Genomic DNA, 16792 nt, shown 5'->3' with positions numbered 1-16792 from the left:
GATCAAGCTATCGCGTTTATTGTTGAGCCACTCGGCATCTCCCCCTTCAACTTACCGTCTGGGGCATACATATGATGCACCGTACCGTCATAATTTTGACCATCTGATGTATAGACAGGTTTACCGTCACGGTACAATGGCTTACCTTGGTCGTCAAGTACAAGTGTCAATTTATCCCAATTGTCGTTATAGGCATTGGACTCATCCCAAGCATACACACCGATATTACGCCATCCGTAAAATTACCGATGCGTCCGCCTTCTTCGAGGTACCATTTATTCCCCGGAAAGAAAGGAATACCGTCGGCCAGTTTCACGACCTTGCCCCGTTCGAAGGAGATATTTCCATTGATTTCCCAGCTAAAATTTGATTGAACGATTGGTCGGGCACTAACAACAAACTCCATTCCGCGGGTCCGGATTGATCCCACATTCACCTGAAGTTTTGTGTATCCTGTTTCTTTTGGTAATTCCCTTGGATATAACAGATCGGTAGTTGTTTTCACATAGTAATCTGCGGTAAAGCCCAACTTTCCATTGAGAAATGTAAGATCCAAGCCCACATTATTCTGTGTAGTCATCTCCCATTTGATCAAATAATTACCTAATGTCGGAGTCATTGCAGCTCCCCCACTCCATTGTAGTTTCCGCCAAATGCTACCTTTGCATAAGATTCGTAATCCCCTATTTTATCATTTCCAAGCTGTCCAAAACTATATCTGAGTTTAGCATCCTGCAATGCCGGTTTAGCCCATTTCATAAAATTTTCGTCCGAAAAACGCCAAGCAGCGGATCCCGAGAAAAAATTCCCCATTTGTTACTCGGTCCAAATCTTGAGGAACCATCTCTTCTGTATGAAGCTTGCAGGAGGTAACGGCTTTTATAGTTGTAGCCAATTCTGCTGAATAAAGAGGCTGTAGCATTTGCAGTCGCGGATGTATAGGTCTTTGATGAGGTCAGATAATCTGGGAATGTGACCAGGACTTCTTCGTTTACACTGTTCAGATATTCGGAATGGAAACGATCGAAACGTCTACGATCGGCACTAAATCCCAACAGGGCATATACGTTATGGTCCTGCGCGAATGTTTTGTTATAATTGGCAAATGCCTGAAATTCCCAGGAGAAAGTCTTTGTAAATTCATTCGATCCACTGTTCTGATCTTTATTGGCCGATAGAAAACGAGGCGAAAAACCTGTATTTTGCAAGTTATCCAACCTTGCATTAAACAAAGTCGTCAGTTTCAGATCATTCCTCAACTGATAGTCCAATTGGTTATTGAATTGACCAGAATAGGTTTCGTCAATATTTTGCTCATACAATGCATTGGCGATGGGATTTCGTTTGGATCCAACATAACTCGTTAATGATCCGTCAGGATAATAGATTAATGAATATGCCGGCCTATCCATAACGACGCGTACCGTATTGGCAATAGGAATGGTGTTGCCTTTTGCCAGGCGAAGGAGATATTGTTTGAGTATCTCAGTTTCGATGAAGCTTGGTACTCCACATTGATCCGCGACTGTAAACGCTTTGCATAGCTATTCAGTATAATGGACTTATCATCCAAATAATTTAAACTGCTGTAATACCGAAGGTTTTTTTGGCCACCACCTATACTTAACTTGATCTCTTTCTTTTGTGCAAGATTGCCGAGAAGCAATTTTTGAAGATCATTATCAGCATTAAAGCTTGGATTTAGCGAGTCTATATTGCTATTTTGTCCTTGTATATTTCTAAACTCACGTACTTCAGCCGAATTACTCACAGGAATATAATGTGCCAGACGGCCAAAAAGATGGTTATAATTTACATTAATCAGAGGTTTTCCTTCCGCTCCACGTTTGGTTGTAATCAAAATAACACCATTCGCCGCCCGCGATCCATAGATTGAGGCAGATGCAGCATCTTTTAGCACTTCGATATTTTCGATATCCGTAGGGTTAATATTTGCACCGTCGGGATTGATAACACCATCGACCAGATACAAGGGTCCATTACCCCATTCAAAGTTGAGGTTCCCCGCACCTGTATGGAGCCTGTTGCCCCAGGAGCACCACCGCCATCGTTAACGATCAGTACACCGGCTGCTTGTCCCTGTAAGGCATCAAATAGATTAATGGGTTGTCTTTCCTGAATTTTTTTGCGTTAACAGAAGATATCGCCCCGGTTAGATCTCGTTTTTTTGCAACACCGCCATAGCCGGTGACTACGATCTCATCAAGGCATTGTCATTTTCAACCAGCTGTACGTCGATTTGTCGTTGAGCACCGACCGTACGCTCCTCGGCTTTCATCCCCACTTGACTAAAAACGAGTATACTTGCCGGAGCAGCCTCAATCTGATACTTGCCTGCAGCATCTGTACTTGTTCCTGGCTCTTTCCTTTTACCCGGACGCTCACCCCTGTAATGCGTCACCTTTGCTATTACTCACTTTGCCGGAAAGCCGAACATTTTGTTGGGCAAACAGCGGTAAGCCCATACTTCCCATTATTAAAAATAGGCAGAGTACAAAGCACCCCATTTTTGTGATACTTTTCATCATAAGTTAGATATTTATTAATTGGTTATTTATTATACTAAGGCATCCTGGCCATAAAGGCCACATTTCGTCTCAGCTTCCATATTGATCGAAGCTAATGACAGACTCATCTGTATTCCCTTATTTGGTTATTTGTTTATAATTCGTTATTACCCAAATATCGTTTACTTCCTCCTGTAAGATGGTGTAAATTCTGTTCTTTTTAGCAGTAAAAAATGGTCATTTAATCCCAAAAATCACCTTATTAAACCAGTAGGGATAAGCTATTTTGTTTTTTCTATTTTGTCATAAATTCAAATTGAACCCGCCCAAACGAATTGGGTTTTCCTGGTTGCGGCTTGACATTTCTCCACTCAAGCTTCCTTTTTCATCTTTTTTGACCAACACCCGACGCCAGACATAACTTCCTTTTTCGTAATCAAAGCTTACACCGTCATCATCATATAGCTGATAGCTCCCTTCCTTCTCCCCATAATGACGGATGGTCAAATCAACTTTCTCATTGGGGAGTGGCGTGTGTAGACGACTGCCCATCATGGGTATAATACCACCATCTTTGACATAGACCGGTATGCGATCCATATCCGGATTGGCAACGATCTCCGCTCCATTGCCCACATATTTTCCGGTATAGAAATCATACCAATTACCTTTTGGCAATAACACCTTTCGCGATGACTCACCAGCGAATAGTGGCGCAACCAGTATATATTCACCACACATATACTGATCCTTTATTTCCCTATTCACAGCTTCCAGGTAAGGATTTGTTTCCAGATCCTGATTGTCCGCCACAGCTTTGGCCTGTCCTTGGAAACCTTCTTCCAATACCATCGCCCTAAATGGAGGCGTGCCATCAAAATGATACTTCGCAAATTCCGAATATAAGTACGGCATCAGTTCCATCCTTAATTGTGCATAATATTTCACCTGATCAGCGACTTCGGGAAAAGACCAGGGCTTTGTCCCACTGGACCAGGCATTGATCATGGCCATTGGCGAAAAGACAACGGACTGAAAGCGACGTAGCCACTCCTGTCCTGTCTTCGATCCCCGTACTTCCGGCGTCCATAGTACACCGCAAAATCCACTATTGACCAGTGCCGTAATAAAATCTTGATGACTGTAATAATCATTGTAGATGACATAAGGCAAATTATTGGCTCCGGCATTGGATGCGCGCACCAATCCATACGTGCGTTTATTCTGGTTTCTATATAAACTATCGGTCAGTTTCTGCGCAAGTACACCATAGGTTTGCCGCATCTGGATACCACTGATCCCCGATGGAAATTTGGCCATATCGGGCCAAAGATAATAATCATAGCCGTCGACCTCATCCATTTTATAACCGCTGACGCCAATGTTGAGCTGGGCATCCATAAATTGTTTAGCGAGGATTTTTTTAGCTTCGGGATGGTTCAAATCAGGCACTGTCCCATTCCAGACGGTATGAGAACCTGTATAAGGTTCGATCGCCTTACTAATACCAGCTTCTGGCGAGATATAAGGATTTGTCCAAAGATTTAGACGGATTCCCTTCGTGGCCAATTTCTTAATCAAAACAGCTGGATCCGGAAAACGCCCTTTGTCCCATTCAAAGGTACATGGATAGGCACGCGACTGCCATCCGGGCTCAAGCCCAATGAAATCAAGTGGAAAACCATGTTCCTCAAACTGGGCGGCTTCATGAATTACCTCTTCGGCGGTATAGAGTTTCTGTACCCGCTGTGTAAATCCCAGTCCCCATCGTGGCGGCAATGTACCACCACCACAGAATAAATTATATCGTTTGATTGCGTCCAAGGGATTGATACCTGCAAAGACATAAATTTCCACACCTGCAGCTGGGATATAAATCTCTACCGCATCTGAATAAGGACGCGAGTTCCAGCTTTTATCGGTATTACGATCCTTGGGTTCTGCCGGTTCCTTAGCATCTTTACGAACACCCGTACCCACGTAGTAGGTCAGATACTGCGCAGAATTAACAAGTACACCATAACCCTTGGAGGACACATAAAAGGGACTGGAGCATGCGTCCGGCCATTATCTTTGCCACCATAGTGGTCGACATGCAGATTAAGGATCTTGCCACGTTGGTGAACAGTTTGAAAATTCAGGCCCAAACCATAGATCTGTTCATTTTTTGTCAATGGCATCCGCACATAGGTTTTCCCATCTATCAGTTCCGCATGAACTTCCATTTTCGGAAATGGAAAATCAGTTGATTGGAGCTGTTCAAGTATTGCAGCGCGCGGTTTACTATCGGCAGCACTCAGCAAGGTATATTTCTCGGGCTGACCAAAGGTACCTTTCCATACACCGGGATACTGTTCTTTCCATTGAATAGGTTGCGCTTTTGCCTGACTACAAAGCAGCAGCAAGAGGATAATCAGAATTTTCTGCATAATAAGTTATTTTTTCAACAAAGCATTTACACACCAGAGTATCGGTGCCTGCCCATGCATGTCACCTGTCTTTTGTTTTCGATCCAGGTAATATTGATAGTCATCTTTTCTATTCGTTCCTTCGCAAACATTGGAGATATCCCCTTGTTCGTTGATATAGTCAACGAGAGCTAACCAAGCTTTGCGTGCGATGGGTGTATATTCTTTGGCATCAAGCCAGCCGTTTCTCACGCCAGTAATAAGTGCGTAGGTAAACATGGCTGAACCCGAAGTCTCCACCCAGGATTCAGGTTTATCGATTAGTTGGCCCCACAGACCATCTTTACGTTGATACTTTTTGAGGCTGGCCATCATTTTTTTGTAAGAGGCTAATATCGCAGGTCTATTGGCGTTATCGATGGGTAAGGAAGAAAGCAGCTCACTCATCCCTGCGGCCATCCAGCCATTCCCCCTTCCCCAAAAGAAGGGTGCATCCGGGGCATGATAGAATAAACCGTTTTCCTTTTGAATGGTATCGAGATAGACCAGCATTTCATGGGCGGCCCGGTCGATGTATTTACGCTCTCTGGTCACCTGAAATGCCTTGGACTGCACCATGGTGATCATATACATATCGTCTATCCAATAACGTGTCTGCCAGGTGAGTCCCTTATCCAGAAGCTTTTGGTAGGCATTTTTCACGGTTTGGGGCGAATCAATGGGGATGCTCCATTGGGCATCGGCAAAGCGCATTCCCATTTCGCGAAAAGTCTTGTTTTGTGTCTGCTGATAAAGTTCCAGGGGAACGGTTCCGAATACCGCAAAATCCACATGCCAAGGCCGTGGGACTAAATGTTTCTCTGTATCAAAAAGAGGCATAAAGCGTTGGGTAAGTTGCTCAAGCAGTACCTTGTCGTTACTGATGTCGGCAAACTTTAGTGCCCCGTACCAGGTACATACTTCGGGATAGGTAATAGATCTTGGGGGTGCTGGTGGTTTAAAGCTGTTATGTGGACTTTCGACAAAACGCTGTGCGACCAAACGCCCAACGGTTATGGGATTAGCCTTTTCGGGCCAGGTTTTCAAATCTATGTTTTGTGCCTGACCATATAGAGCCAAGGACACAGCAATACCCGCGAGTATTGACCTCACAATAGTTATCATTAGCTGGGTTTATATTTAGTTATTAGACCAAATATCGCTAAGTAACTACTTTTTTGAGGGGTAATTTTCGACCATTTAGGTGGAAATATTGACTAGAAAGCTGCGACAGATTTAACTCCCCTTTTCAGGATATAGCGTTCGATACACTGTGCTAGCGGTTCCCGATGACTTCTACCAATCGGGAGCTGTCTATTATGTACCCAGATCATATTATTTTCAATACGATCAATTTTAGCTAGCGCAACGAGAAAAGACTGATGTATGCGAATAAATTCCTCTGCGGGCAGCTGCTCAGCAATGCTTTTTAATGTCAAATAGGCCATTATTTTCTTTTCAGGGAGATGGATGAAAACATAATTTCCGGCAGATTCTATAAAGAGTATATCCCCAAAATCTATCTTTTCGATCTTCTTTTCACAACGAACAAATAGAAATGAAGGTGCTGGTACTTCTGTCCGACCCGATTCCAGGTATTCTTTGGCTTTCAGCACTGCTTTCAAAAATCGTTTAAAGGCGATTGGCTTAAGTAAATAGTCAAGCACATCCAGTTCGTAGCCATCCAATGCATATTCGGGGTATGCCGTAGTCAATATAACGACAGGTCTGAGGTTGATTTCCGTAAATACTGAATTCCTGTTTTTGAGGCATTTCAATATCTAGGAATAGAATATCTGCTTTATTTTGTTGAAGCCATTGATCAAGTTGATTGGTGTTTTCAAATTCACCTACCAATTGTAGAAAATGAATATCCTCTATAAATTCACGCAATATTTTTCTTGCAATGGGTTCATCATCCGCGATAATACAACTCAATTTATTCATATCATAATATTTAATTTAACAGACCAGATTGCAGCATCATTTTCGATCTGTAATGTATGGGCGGCAGGATACAATAGTTGCAAACGTCGTCTGACATTTTCCAATCCAATACCACCAGTTTCCTGTACGCTGGGCCCATACGAGTTTTCACATTCAAATAAAAGCTTATTTTCTTTCTGCCGGAGTAAAATCTTGACAAAGCTTTCCTTTTCATTTGTATATCCACTAAACTTAAATGCATTCTCTACAAAAGGTAAGAATAATAAGGGTACAATCCGTTTTCCCTCATCCGTTACGTCGACTGTAAGTTCCACGGTTGACAGTTCATTTTTTCGCATCTGCTGAATTTCCATATAGCTTTTCAGGTAAGAAATTTCTTTTGCCAGATCGACAGTATCTGCATTAGCTTCATATAATCCATACCGCAATAGGTCTGCAAACTGCACCAATGCATCTCGGGCGGTACCATTATGTCTATCGATAAGTCCATAAACCGTATTCAGACCATTAAACAAAAAGTGGGGATTGATCTGTGATCGCAGGTAGTTCAGTTCGGAGTCCAGCTGTGCGATCTGAAAATTCTTCAATTGCTGGTCTTTTTCATAACGTGTTTGTGTAATAGAGATCATGCAGGAGACCACGACAAACCATAATGCATCCAAAAAGGAACTCCAGGCCAGTTGCTTATAGTCCGTAGTTGCAAAGTGAGGAAGTTTTTCGATAAGCTGATAATATTCTGTCAGCACAATGATCGTTACGTAAACGAGAATAGAAAAGAGCACGGCCGTGAGATAAGCAAATCCTCTTTTTGTCCGTTCAAACCAAGGAAACAATAAAAAGCCATTGACCAAAGTAATGGCGACCATTAGGCAAAAATGGACAAAAAGATGGGTACAAAGGGCACCCAGTCGTCATCCGCAGCATATAATTTCCTGTTGAGCAGCATAAAACCTATATGGATCAGAATAAACAGAAAATAGTAAGTGTATTTTTTGTTTATAAACCAGTTCAGATAGGCTTGAATACGCATGGTATATTACGGTGATCTTATGAGTAAGATGAAAATTTATTTTAATCTCTTATGAAAATAACAAAATAGCCAATAAGGCCGCTTGAAAATCCGTCCAAGCGGCTAAAAATGGCCTGCCTCTATTACACTTGCGAGTAAGACGTGGGTACCAGAAACGCGTTACTGATTTTCGATATTGTATTTGCATACTGGGCATCCGATATTAACCGTTTCCATTCGGGATCAGCTATAAAAGCTTTCCACCCTTTTTCATGCTCATCCATATTATCACAGGTGAGCAAATAAGTAATACGTGGCAACTTATCGCCTGCAATCACTTCCCCAAAAACACGGGTTTTAATTTCGCCCGTACAAAAATCGGGAATTCCCCATCATGGAACATTTTGACTTTTCTTTTGACAGCACCTTCGCTATAACCTTCATAGCTTCTTAATTCAAAGATCCGAGGCTTGCCTTCCGGTACAGTCATCGTAGGCCAGCCTTCGAAGGCCAACATCAGGGAAGAGGTAAATCGGTTATATACCTGTTTGCCAACAGGTAAATTAGTATAGACTTCACTATTTTTAATATAATCGGTATCTGCAAGTATTTTTGCGTTTACAGTGGTATAGCTTTCGAAGGACGTATAGGGAATCAGCAAGTAAAGTTTGGCCGGATCAGTTCTCTTCCATTCTTTAAAAACACCTACTGTTTTTATGCCATATTTATTGAGCGCAGGTATCAGTGCGGATTTAAAATATTGTTCCAATTGGTCGATATCTCCTCCAAAGCGTATTTCATATTCGCGCCATTCATACAATTCCTTTTTGTGGAATTCCCTTCCCCCGCCATCGCGGGGCCGACACCTACAGCCATACCGGCGGTCATTGCCAGTGAAGATTGGAGAAATTTTCTACGTTCCATATTTAATTTAAGTTTAATGGTTGACAGTCATCTAAGTTATATTCTAAAGTTAATTAATTTATTCTTTGTAATATATTTATTTTAAATGATTTACCTGTATTTATACTCCTAACATGGATTGCATTTTCTTTGCTTCTTAAAAATGTTCGTATTAATCTCTAGAGGGAACGAGGGTAAAGCGCTTTTTCAGTCTCAAAAATGGTTTTTCAAAAAAATGATAGGACAACATAGACAGCAGTACCGTGGCGATAAAAGCGATCACAAAGCCAAGCGTATTCCGCCATTCTTCTAGCCCCAGAGACTGGCTTAAAGTTGTCAGTTCTGTTGCAAATGTTTTATAGATCAGCCAATAAAAAGAGATATGAAATACATAGAGGCCATAGGAAATACGGCCAAGATAGATCATAGGTTTGGGTAAATAGCGTTCGGGCATCCCCAATAAACTGAGAAACAATAATACGCTACCAAGCAATATCAGCATCCAACCAATTACAGTTTGTGGCACATTCGAAAGATGGGGGCATCAGCATGTATTCCACAGGCAATAGAAGCCAGCAACCAACATCCCAGAGTCGCGACAATCAGCAGAAAACGTGTGACCAGCGACCATTGAGGCATCCAACCTTTGAAATATAACGACAGTAATATGCCAACGGCAAAAACTGAAACTGCACAAAACTATTGGTCCAGGCACTGTTAAACTCTTTGGTCGGGTGTAGCCCATAATAAATAAGAAAAATATAGGCCAGCGCGAGGAACAGATAGGCTGCCATTTTCAGACCACGACGACCACCATAGGCAGCCAACAAGGGAATCAAGATATAAAACTGTTCTTCTACAGATATACTCCATAGTGGATTGAGCGGATAAGCTGGCAACCATCCATGCGTATTGATGTATATATTGCCTGCAAATAGACTAAAAGAACACCAGGCCAGTGGCGGTAGCGCAAACGCAGGAAAAAAAAATGGGGTCAACAATACCCAACCAAAGAATACCACAAAATAAAGTGGCCAGATACGCAGTATACGTCGGATATAAAAAGCTTTTGGATGCACCCGACCAGTCTGCTCCTGCTCTCGGGTCAGTAATTCCGTAATCAAGAATGCGCTTAGTAAAAAAGACCGGAACACCGAAGTTACCTACCAAATTAATGTTATAGAGCCAGTATTGTTTAACAGGATCAAAGGGAGCAAGATCCATGCGGTGTACAAAAAAGACACAGAGGAAAGCAATAAAGCGTAATACATCTAATTCAGGGCGGTAATAACGTTGGACGGTCATCATTTTAAAAGGATTATTGATCAAATTAAAATACGTGATACCAGAAAGTTATAAAAATATTTTACATATAAAGTTCATTTAACGTGTCAAACGACAATTTCAACTTGATTTCTGTCTCCCTTGATAAAGCCCGCCTGCAAATGCTTCAAGCTGATTTTCTTTCCAAAATTGGATACCCGACGGAAAGTTGAGGATATTGGCACTTGTATGCTGAAAACTATGATCTGACGTTCGAAAGACTTACAGATCCATGAGTACCCTTAGGCTCATAAACGCCATTAACGCAACGATCGTTGCCCCAATCAATGTCAGCAGGATCGGTTGTTTATAGACGCCCACAATAGCAGGTTTGTAGGCAGCTATCAACATCACGGTCAACGAGATCGGCAATATAAAACCATTCACTGCACCAGCGATAATCAATAGATGGACAGGCTTACCAACAAAAACAAATATTAGGGTGGAAATCAATATAAAAGCAATGATAATCCAATTTTCATTTTTTGCGATCCGTGCATTGAATGTTTTTATAAATGAAACGGAAGTATAAGCCGAACCGATAATGGAGGTAATCGAAGCTGCGAACATGACCAGCCCGAACAGGCGATAGCCAAAAGTGCCTGCCGCAAGCTGGAAAACTGAGGCTGTAGGATTACCATCGTCAATCAACAAACCCTGACTCAGCACACCCAAGGCAGCCAAAAATAGACAGACCCTAACTAGGGAAGCAACAGATATCCCCATGACGGCACTTCTATTAACGGTCGGTAAGGCATCAAATCCTTTTACCCCAGCATCAATCAAGCGGTGACCACCTGCAAAAGTAATATATCCGCCGACAGTGCCCCTACCAATGTTATGATCGAAACAAAGTCAATCTTTGACGGGGCAACTGTCCGAATTACAGCCTCACCCAGTGGCGGCGAAGATATCAATGTGATATAGATAAATGCTAAAATCATGATCGCCCCCATGAGCTGGGTAAAGCGATCCATGGCTTTGCCTATCTGTTTGTTTAGGAAAACAGCGATAGCAATAAATGCCGAGATACAGGCTCCGGTCATGACATTTACACCAAAGAGGGCTTCCAACCCCAGTCCCGCTCCAGCGACATTGCCAATATTGAATGCCAAACCGCCGAGGATAATCAGTAGCGAGATAAAACCACCCAATCCGGGCAACAGTTTGTTCGCGATATCCTGTGCCCTCATTTCGGATACCGCGATCACACGCCAGATATTTAACTGAACCCCGATATCAATTAGGATGGATACCAGAATCACGAATCCAAAGCTCGCGCCCAGCGATTTTGTGAAAACCGTCGTTTGTGTCAGGAAGCCCGGACCGATAGCCGATGTCGCCATCAACAATGCCGCACCAATAAGTGCTGAAGTATTTCTTTGTTTCATCGGATCAGTATATCGTGGTTTTTTAACGTTTGGTTGATTGTCTTGGCAAATTGTACTGCTTCTGGGCTATCACCATGCAGGCAGATGGTATCGGCTTGATGTCCACCACATTACCTTGCAGGAAGTCACTTTTCCTGTTCTGATCATTCGCAGCACCTGTTCCGCGGCCTGCTCAGGATCATGAATAAGCGCATTTTTATCCGACCTTGCTGTCAATGTGCCATCCTGTTGGTAAGTGCGGTCGGCAAAGACCTCACTATATACCTTCAAGCCTTTATTCCGACCGGCGTTAATGAGTTCGCTGCCCGAAAGACCATATAGGATGAGGTTTGGATCGATCGCGTAGATCGCTGCTGCGACGGCATCGGCCAATTCAGGTTTGCGCGCCGCCATATTATAGAGGGCGCCATGCGGCTTCACATGTCGTAATGCTGTCTGTTGCACCTTGGCACATGCTGCAAGTGCACCAATCTGATAGACGACCAGTTCGTAAACTTCCCGAGCTGTAGTCTGAACCTCCCGTCTTCCAAAACCTACCAGATCCTGAAAACCGGGATGGGCGCCTATTTTGACATTATATTTCAGGGCCAGCTGAATGGTTTTCATCATAGTCGAAGGATCTCCGGCATGAAAACCACAGGCAATATTGACAGCGGAAATATAAGGCAGGATAGCCTCATCATTACCCATTGTCCAAGCGCCAAAACTCTCGCCCATATCGCAATTTAAATCTATAGTCAGTTGCTTATTCATATTTCAATGCGATTGCACTTTTCAGTTTAATTAATTGTTGATGCCGCTGTTTCAATAAATTTTGGGCCTCATCCAGGTCGACCCGTTCAAAACGGATAATATCCGATGGGTTCTTTTGCGCCAGGAGCGGAAGGTCTACAGTAGCAACCTGGCCAATGACGGATAACCGCCTGTGGTCGGATGGTCAGCCATTAAAATAATTGCGTTGCCATCCGGTGGCACCTGTATACTGCCAAAGGTGACCGCCGTTGATAAAAGTTCCCTTTGTTCTTTGAGCTGTAGCGGTCTGGATTGTAAGCGGTATCCCATCCGATCCGAGTTTTTGCTAATGGTAAACACATCCGCAAAGAAGCTTTTCAGTGAGTTGCTTTCAAACTCATCCCGCTGTGGGCCGTCCATCACCCGGATGACTCCAGTAGAAAGGTCTGGATACAGCGCAGGGTCAATGCTCCAGGAGAATTGGGTTTCTCCACTATCATAGGGATGGTTGAAAGCAATCCGGTCCTGTTCTTTGAGTGACCGACCTTGCCAGCCACCTATTTCTCCCTTGCTATAAGTTGATCTGCTGCCAAGTACTTCGGGGATATCAAGTCCACCCCGAAAACAGATATAAGACCGGTTGCCCGAATTTGGTCTCCCGAAAGAAAGCAGTGAACCAGCCTCAATCAAGACAGGTTTCCACATTGGTAAGGGCAGACCATCAACCTTGGGCGACAGGTCTGCCCCTGTCACAGCGATAAGCTGTGCCTGTTCGAAATAAATGGTAGGACCAATAATAGTACATTCTATTGCGGCTTCGTTGTCTTCATTTCCCAGTATACTGTTGCCCAGCAGTAAAGCATAGCTATCCATCGCCCCACTAACGGCCATACCGTAGCGCTGTAGACCATAGCGTCCCAAGTCCTGTATCATAGTCAACATGCCCGCCCTGATGATCTTAATGCCCATAGGATGCTGCTTTTAGTTGAACAAACTCATCATAAGTGATTGGCACAAAACACACAAGATCCCCCACTTCAAGCAAGGAGGGTTTTTCACGTTTGAGGTCAAACAGCTGCAATGGCGTATGCCCAATGATCTGCCAACCTCCAGGGGTCGCGATCGGGTATACTCCTGTCTGTTGTCCCGCAATCCCCACCGCTCCAGCCTCAATCTTCAAGCGGGGTACTTCTTTTCTTGCTGTTGCGATCCTGCTGTCCATACCGCCCAAATAGGGAAATCCAGGAACAAAACCGATCATATATACCCGGTATTCCGGAGCACTGTGAATATGGATAACTTCTTCTTCCGTCAACCCATTGTATTGGGCTACATAAGCGAGGTCATCCCCATTGTAAAAGACGGGGATTTCCTTTTTACAGCCTGATATTTCGGATCATCAGATATATCTTGTACGATTGTTTGTAACGCAGCTAATAGTCCCTGATAGGTAATCGTCAGCGGATCATAGTATATCGTGATTGTTGTATAGGCCGGAACATACTCAATAACGCCTGGCTGCGACCAGTTTTCGATACAGGCCACGACCTTACGAACCTGTGTATTGACAGCTTCGGAAAGCGAATCACCAAAAAAGGACGATCGCCTGATCTCCCATGGGATAATGCCGGATGGAATTTGGCAAGGCTATACCTAAAGACTGCTCGTGGAACTTCCCATAATTTGTATGTTATAATCTATACAAAGATTATAAATACCAAACGATAATCAAACAACAGAATTTAAAAATCAGTTCACGAAAAACGCAAGATTTGCCTCAATCCCAGACTAGTTTTAGGCAGATATTATTCAACATTAACACGATTGCTTCCGATTAACAATCCCTATTTGCGTAATATATTTCAGAGAAAGCCGACCTTTTTCCGACAATCGGGTTGGTCGGTGACGTAAAATCTGTATTTAGGTCGTACTTAAAAAGCGCTGGAAATGTGCAAAAAAACAGCTTTGGAATAGAATCTTATGTCAGGAAATGATGAGGGAGATAGATGACTTATATATAACTGGATTGTTTGCGAAAAAGTCTATTGAATAAAGCAAGCGCCCGCAATCGCTCAGTATATTTTGCAAAACACGAAGACAATTACGGACATTTACACTTCCTCTAATCACTCTTTTTGCCTGGGAGGGTAGAGAAAGTAAATCATTGTCCATGATAACCTGGACAAATCTATATATTAATAAGTCTCGAACAAATTTATAGCTATCAATCGGGAACTGAAAGAAAAATAAGTTTCGAATTTCAATGATAAAGTTGTTATTTTCTATTGAACACAAGCTAATTACCTATACAAAACAGGTTGTTACGGACTGTTTTCTCCATATAGCAATCTTCCGTGTTACATGAGCAAAACCAACGCTCCTCTTGTCTAAAGCAGCACCGTATAGCTATTGCTATTCAAACATATGAAGCAAAAGAATCTACTGCATTATTTTATAGGATCGAAAGATATCGGCAGTACACTGATCTTTTGCAGTTGATTTGGTCAGTACAAATTCAAACGTAGGTTCTAACCCAGTAATATACATTGTTTCTCCATCCTGATTTTTGAAAGAACTTTCTTGCTGTGTGAGTCCGGCAAGTATACTAAGCTTGTACCAACCATTTTCCAGCTCAACTTGAGGTTTTCCAAACTTATGTTGGTGTTTGATCCGCTCTTTCACTTTCTCTGCGGTAAAATCTTTTAGTATCCACCAGGTGAATAACATGATCTTACCGTTCGCTACGTTCAAGATGTATCCGTCTTCCCGGATCTGAAGATCATTCCCCTCTTTCAATAGTTCGGGTGCTTCATCATCAGTTAGAAAGATAATGGTATAGGATAAATTTTCAACCTGTGACAAAGGAATCATGATCCCCGCTTCGACAACCCAGTCGCCTGTTTCTTTTGTTGTAAATTCGGTCGCAAGATCATTGGGTAAACCGTTTTTCACTTGGTAATCGTGCAGCAATTCAATATCTCCAAGTAGAAAATAAGATAATGTATCGTTTAAGACTTCCGTAAATTTTGCTTTCATAACTAAGTTTTTTTGAGCACATAATTTATCGAACAAAAATGGGACACTTTGTTTCACTAATATATACAAAAAAATCCCTGTCTTGCGACAGGGATAAAAACATCATAGTAGTCTAAAACACTAAAATATATATCTTACACCAACCTGCATCTTCCATGTAGTAGATAAAGCACTTACATTTCGGAATGGAGTTTTTGATAAATATGGCCCAGTTTCTCCCGTTGAACTATCATTTGTCGCATGCATACGGAAAGTAGGAATACCATCAGCTGGTACAGCTCCTGCAGTACTCAAAAATTGTCTTGCTGGCGTTAGGGTACTTTGGATACCCCAACTTTTATTCAATAAATTACCAAAATTGATAACGTCTACGCTTAATTGTAATTTGTGCTTGCGTGAACCAATATTAGTGAATAAATCTTGAAGAACACGTACATCAAAACGATTTAACCAAGGCATAGAAAAAGCATTACGAGGGAGGTATTTTCCGCGATACGATTCTAGCCCATTTTCTTTAATGTAAGCTTCAAGACCAGCTCGTTGTTCTTGTTCTGTAAAAGTTTTGGTATGTTCGACTTTATTATTATCCACATATTTCACTGAATACTCTTGAAATTTCAATGAAGATATCTCTTTTGGCAAATAGATAAGATCAGCATTCTGTCCATCATTATTAATGTCGTTTCCATAAGTATAAGAGAATCTGCCTTGAGAAGAACCATTATAATAAATACCTACAGTAGTCGATAAATGATTAGCATATTCAAAACGATAGCTCAAATTTGCTACCAAGCGGTGTGGAACAGCAAATGCTGACTGATATAAGTATTGATCATTCGGTCCGTGGATATTAGCAGAGCCACCCCATGCTGAGCTAGCATTTGACCCAGTATTACCCGTTACTTCTTTGGAATCAGAATAGGTGTAAAATAAACTTCCACTAAAACCTCTGTAATTTGGAACGGACACACCTAACGTCGCACTCATAGAGTGTCCTTTTACATTAGTATTAGTCAATACGACTGCATTATTAGCTCCTATTGCAGAGTTATAGGCTTGCACACCTTTAGGGTAAAATACTCTATTGTCTCCATAATCACCTACTTCACCCGATGAACCATAATTTAAGAATGTGTTTGGTGTTACTCGATTTGCTCCAAATTGGAATACAGCATTTATATCTTTAGTGTATAAGAAATCTCCTGTCAAAACTAACGGAGTATTAGGAATTTGATAATCCGCGCCGAAGCTGGTACGCCATATCATTGGCATTTTGAAATCTCTGTCGACTAAAGCGAATGAACTAGGAGCTCCATCTTTAGGCGTTTTGATAAATACATTTTCAGCTCCTTTAGGAACATTATTTAAGTGATAATAAGGATCTGTATTAAATGTAACATTTCCGATCCATCCTTGGACATCGTTGTAAGATCCAGGTTCAACAACATTTTGCAATACCCCTGCATTGGTAGGCAT

26 protein-coding genes are annotated in these 16792 nt (G+C 42.2%); all 26 read right to left on the bottom strand.

Features of this window, described 5'->3' with window-relative positions; genetic code table 11:
- Positions 1–2: 2 nt before the first annotated feature.
- The 26 genes from KUH03_RS29470 to KUH03_RS29350 all read right to left on the bottom strand — a co-directional run bounded on the left by KUH03_RS29470 (position 3) and on the right by KUH03_RS29350 (position 16792).
- Positions 3–170 (bottom strand): hypothetical protein, encoded by a 168-nt coding sequence (locus tag KUH03_RS29470; protein WP_257087945.1) that lies wholly within the window; start codon positions 168–170, stop codon positions 3–5.
- The gene (locus tag KUH03_RS29465; RefSeq protein ID WP_257087944.1) at positions 167–619 is read right to left on the bottom strand and encodes a TonB-dependent receptor domain-containing protein; all 453 of its coding nucleotides are present in this window, start codon (positions 617–619) and stop codon (positions 167–169) included. The genes KUH03_RS29470 and KUH03_RS29465 overlap by 4 nt, the downstream gene beginning before the upstream one ends.
- Positions 616–759 (bottom strand): hypothetical protein, encoded by a 144-nt coding sequence (locus KUH03_RS29460; protein ID WP_257087943.1) that lies wholly within the window; start codon positions 757–759, stop codon positions 616–618. The genes KUH03_RS29465 and KUH03_RS29460 overlap by 4 nt, the downstream gene beginning before the upstream one ends.
- Entirely contained in the window at positions 756–1412 is a 657-nt protein-coding gene (locus KUH03_RS29455) for a TonB-dependent receptor (protein ID WP_257087942.1), read from the bottom strand. Before KUH03_RS29455 ends, KUH03_RS29460 begins: the two co-directional genes overlap by 4 nt.
- Positions 1388–1993, bottom strand: a complete 606-nt coding sequence (locus tag KUH03_RS29450; RefSeq protein WP_257087941.1) for a TonB-dependent receptor plug domain-containing protein — start codon at positions 1991–1993, stop codon at positions 1388–1390. The genes KUH03_RS29455 and KUH03_RS29450 overlap by 25 nt, the downstream gene beginning before the upstream one ends.
- A gap of 219 nt (positions 1994–2212) precedes the next feature.
- Positions 2213–2422, bottom strand: coding sequence for a carboxypeptidase-like regulatory domain-containing protein (locus KUH03_RS29445; protein ID WP_257087940.1), 210 nt, complete (start codon positions 2420–2422; stop codon positions 2213–2215).
- A 409-nt stretch (positions 2423–2831) separates the two neighbouring features.
- Complete coding sequence (locus KUH03_RS29440; RefSeq protein ID WP_257087939.1) at positions 2832–4565, bottom strand: TIM-barrel domain-containing protein; 1734 nt, start codon at positions 4563–4565, stop codon at positions 2832–2834.
- Positions 4517–4957 carry a hypothetical protein gene (locus KUH03_RS29435; protein ID WP_257087938.1) on the bottom strand — a complete coding sequence of 147 codons (441 nt, stop codon included), beginning with the start codon at positions 4955–4957 and terminating at the stop codon, positions 4517–4519. The genes KUH03_RS29440 and KUH03_RS29435 overlap by 49 nt, the downstream gene beginning before the upstream one ends.
- A gap of 6 nt (positions 4958–4963) precedes the next feature.
- The gene (locus tag KUH03_RS29430) at positions 4964–6061 is read right to left on the bottom strand and encodes a glycoside hydrolase family 105 protein (protein WP_257087937.1); all 1098 of its coding nucleotides are present in this window, start codon (positions 6059–6061) and stop codon (positions 4964–4966) included.
- 131 nt (positions 6062–6192) lie between these two features.
- Positions 6193–6690: a LytTR family DNA-binding domain-containing protein gene (locus KUH03_RS29425; RefSeq protein WP_257087936.1), complete on the bottom strand. Its 498-nt coding sequence runs from the start codon at positions 6688–6690 to the stop codon at positions 6193–6195.
- Entirely contained in the window at positions 6635–6922 is a 288-nt protein-coding gene (locus KUH03_RS29420) for a LytTR family DNA-binding domain-containing protein (RefSeq protein ID WP_257087935.1), read from the bottom strand. Before KUH03_RS29420 ends, KUH03_RS29425 begins: the two co-directional genes overlap by 56 nt.
- Positions 6919–7788, bottom strand: a complete 870-nt coding sequence (locus KUH03_RS29415) for a sensor histidine kinase (protein WP_257087934.1) — start codon at positions 7786–7788, stop codon at positions 6919–6921. The genes KUH03_RS29420 and KUH03_RS29415 overlap by 4 nt, the downstream gene beginning before the upstream one ends.
- Positions 7789–8074: 286 nt before the next feature.
- Complete coding sequence (locus KUH03_RS29410) at positions 8075–8269, bottom strand: NIPSNAP family protein (RefSeq protein WP_257087933.1); 195 nt, start codon at positions 8267–8269, stop codon at positions 8075–8077.
- Positions 8266–8700 (bottom strand): hypothetical protein, encoded by a 435-nt coding sequence (locus KUH03_RS29405; protein WP_257087932.1) that lies wholly within the window; start codon positions 8698–8700, stop codon positions 8266–8268. Before KUH03_RS29405 ends, KUH03_RS29410 begins: the two co-directional genes overlap by 4 nt.
- Complete coding sequence (locus KUH03_RS29400) at positions 8673–8855, bottom strand: twin-arginine translocation signal domain-containing protein (RefSeq protein ID WP_257087931.1); 183 nt, start codon at positions 8853–8855, stop codon at positions 8673–8675. The genes KUH03_RS29405 and KUH03_RS29400 overlap by 28 nt, the downstream gene beginning before the upstream one ends.
- A gap of 151 nt (positions 8856–9006) precedes the next feature.
- The gene (locus tag KUH03_RS29395; protein ID WP_257087930.1) at positions 9007–9336 is read right to left on the bottom strand and encodes an acyltransferase; all 330 of its coding nucleotides are present in this window, start codon (positions 9334–9336) and stop codon (positions 9007–9009) included.
- Between the two features lie 100 nt (positions 9337–9436).
- Entirely contained in the window at positions 9437–9988 is a 552-nt protein-coding gene (locus KUH03_RS29390) for an acyltransferase (protein ID WP_257087929.1), read from the bottom strand.
- Between the two features lie 391 nt (positions 9989–10379).
- Positions 10380–10943 (bottom strand): divalent metal cation transporter, encoded by a 564-nt coding sequence (locus KUH03_RS29385; RefSeq protein WP_257087928.1) that lies wholly within the window; start codon positions 10941–10943, stop codon positions 10380–10382.
- Positions 10940–11548: a divalent metal cation transporter gene (locus KUH03_RS29380; protein ID WP_257087927.1), complete on the bottom strand. Its 609-nt coding sequence runs from the start codon at positions 11546–11548 to the stop codon at positions 10940–10942. The genes KUH03_RS29385 and KUH03_RS29380 overlap by 4 nt, the downstream gene beginning before the upstream one ends.
- A complete protein-coding gene (locus tag KUH03_RS46980) occupies positions 11545–11628 on the bottom strand; it encodes a hypothetical protein (protein ID WP_306429824.1) in 84 nt (27 codons plus the stop codon). Before KUH03_RS46980 ends, KUH03_RS29380 begins: the two co-directional genes overlap by 4 nt.
- Positions 11618–12301, bottom strand: a complete 684-nt coding sequence (locus KUH03_RS29375; RefSeq protein WP_306429215.1) for a 5-oxoprolinase subunit PxpA — start codon at positions 12299–12301, stop codon at positions 11618–11620. The genes KUH03_RS46980 and KUH03_RS29375 overlap by 11 nt, the downstream gene beginning before the upstream one ends.
- Positions 12302–12436: 135 nt before the next feature.
- Positions 12437–13249, bottom strand: coding sequence for a biotin-dependent carboxyltransferase family protein (locus KUH03_RS29370; protein WP_257087926.1), 813 nt, complete (start codon positions 13247–13249; stop codon positions 12437–12439).
- Entirely contained in the window at positions 13239–13649 is a 411-nt protein-coding gene (gene pxpB / locus KUH03_RS29365; RefSeq protein WP_306429823.1) for a 5-oxoprolinase subunit PxpB, read from the bottom strand. Before pxpB ends, KUH03_RS29370 begins: the two co-directional genes overlap by 11 nt.
- Positions 13610–13891: an allophanate hydrolase subunit 1 gene (locus KUH03_RS29360; protein WP_257097425.1), complete on the bottom strand. Its 282-nt coding sequence runs from the start codon at positions 13889–13891 to the stop codon at positions 13610–13612. The genes pxpB and KUH03_RS29360 overlap by 40 nt, the downstream gene beginning before the upstream one ends.
- A gap of 828 nt (positions 13892–14719) precedes the next feature.
- Positions 14720–15316 (bottom strand): hypothetical protein, encoded by a 597-nt coding sequence (locus tag KUH03_RS29355; protein ID WP_257087924.1) that lies wholly within the window; start codon positions 15314–15316, stop codon positions 14720–14722.
- A 120-nt stretch (positions 15317–15436) separates the two neighbouring features.
- Positions 15437–16792, bottom strand: a complete 1356-nt coding sequence (locus KUH03_RS29350; protein ID WP_257087923.1) for a hypothetical protein — start codon at positions 16790–16792, stop codon at positions 15437–15439.

The sequence above is a fragment of the Sphingobacterium sp. E70 genome, from assembly GCF_019285695.1.
GTDB classification, from domain to species: domain Bacteria; phylum Bacteroidota; class Bacteroidia; order Sphingobacteriales; family Sphingobacteriaceae; genus Sphingobacterium; species Sphingobacterium detergens.
Note: the sequence above shows the minus strand (reverse complement) of the source record. Positions and strands in the feature narration are given on the sequence as shown.

Excerpts from the sequence above, each read along its gene's own strand:
- KUH03_RS29370 (WP_257087926.1), bottom strand. The coding sequence starts at position 13,249 with ATGGGCATTAAGATCATCAGGGCGGGCATGTTGACTATGATACAGGAC.
- KUH03_RS29395 (WP_257087930.1), bottom strand. The coding sequence starts at position 9,336 with ATGCTGATATTGCTTGGTAGCGTATTATTGTTTCTCAGTTTATTGGGG.
- KUH03_RS29455 (WP_257087942.1), bottom strand. The coding sequence starts at position 1,412 with ATGGATAGGCCGGCATATTCATTAATCTATTATCCTGACGGATCATTA.
- KUH03_RS29355 (WP_257087924.1), bottom strand. The coding sequence starts at position 15,316 with ATGAAAGCAAAATTTACGGAAGTCTTAAACGATACATTATCTTATTTT.
- KUH03_RS29375 (WP_306429215.1), bottom strand. The coding sequence starts at position 12,301 with ATGAATAAGCAACTGACTATAGATTTAAATTGCGATATGGGCGAGAGT.
- KUH03_RS29435 (WP_257087938.1), bottom strand. The coding sequence starts at position 4,957 with ATGCAGAAAATTCTGATTATCCTCTTGCTGCTGCTTTGTAGTCAGGCA.
- KUH03_RS29380 (WP_257087927.1), bottom strand. The coding sequence starts at position 11,548 with ATGAAACAAAGAAATACTTCAGCACTTATTGGTGCGGCATTGTTGATG.
- KUH03_RS29415 (WP_257087934.1), bottom strand. The coding sequence starts at position 7,788 with ATGGTCGCCATTACTTTGGTCAATGGCTTTTTATTGTTTCCTTGGTTT.
- KUH03_RS29350 (WP_257087923.1), bottom strand. The coding sequence starts at position 16,792 with ATGCCTACCAATGCAGGGGTATTGCAAAATGTTGTTGAACCTGGATCT.
- KUH03_RS29420 (WP_257087935.1), bottom strand. The coding sequence starts at position 6,922 with ATGAATAAATTGAGTTGTATTATCGCGGATGATGAACCCATTGCAAGA.
- KUH03_RS29460 (WP_257087943.1), bottom strand. The coding sequence starts at position 759 with ATGAAATGGGCTAAACCGGCATTGCAGGATGCTAAACTCAGATATAGT.
- KUH03_RS29400 (WP_257087931.1), bottom strand. The coding sequence starts at position 8,855 with ATGGAACGTAGAAAATTTCTCCAATCTTCACTGGCAATGACCGCCGGT.
- KUH03_RS29465 (WP_257087944.1), bottom strand. The coding sequence starts at position 619 with ATGACTCCGACATTAGGTAATTATTTGATCAAATGGGAGATGACTACA.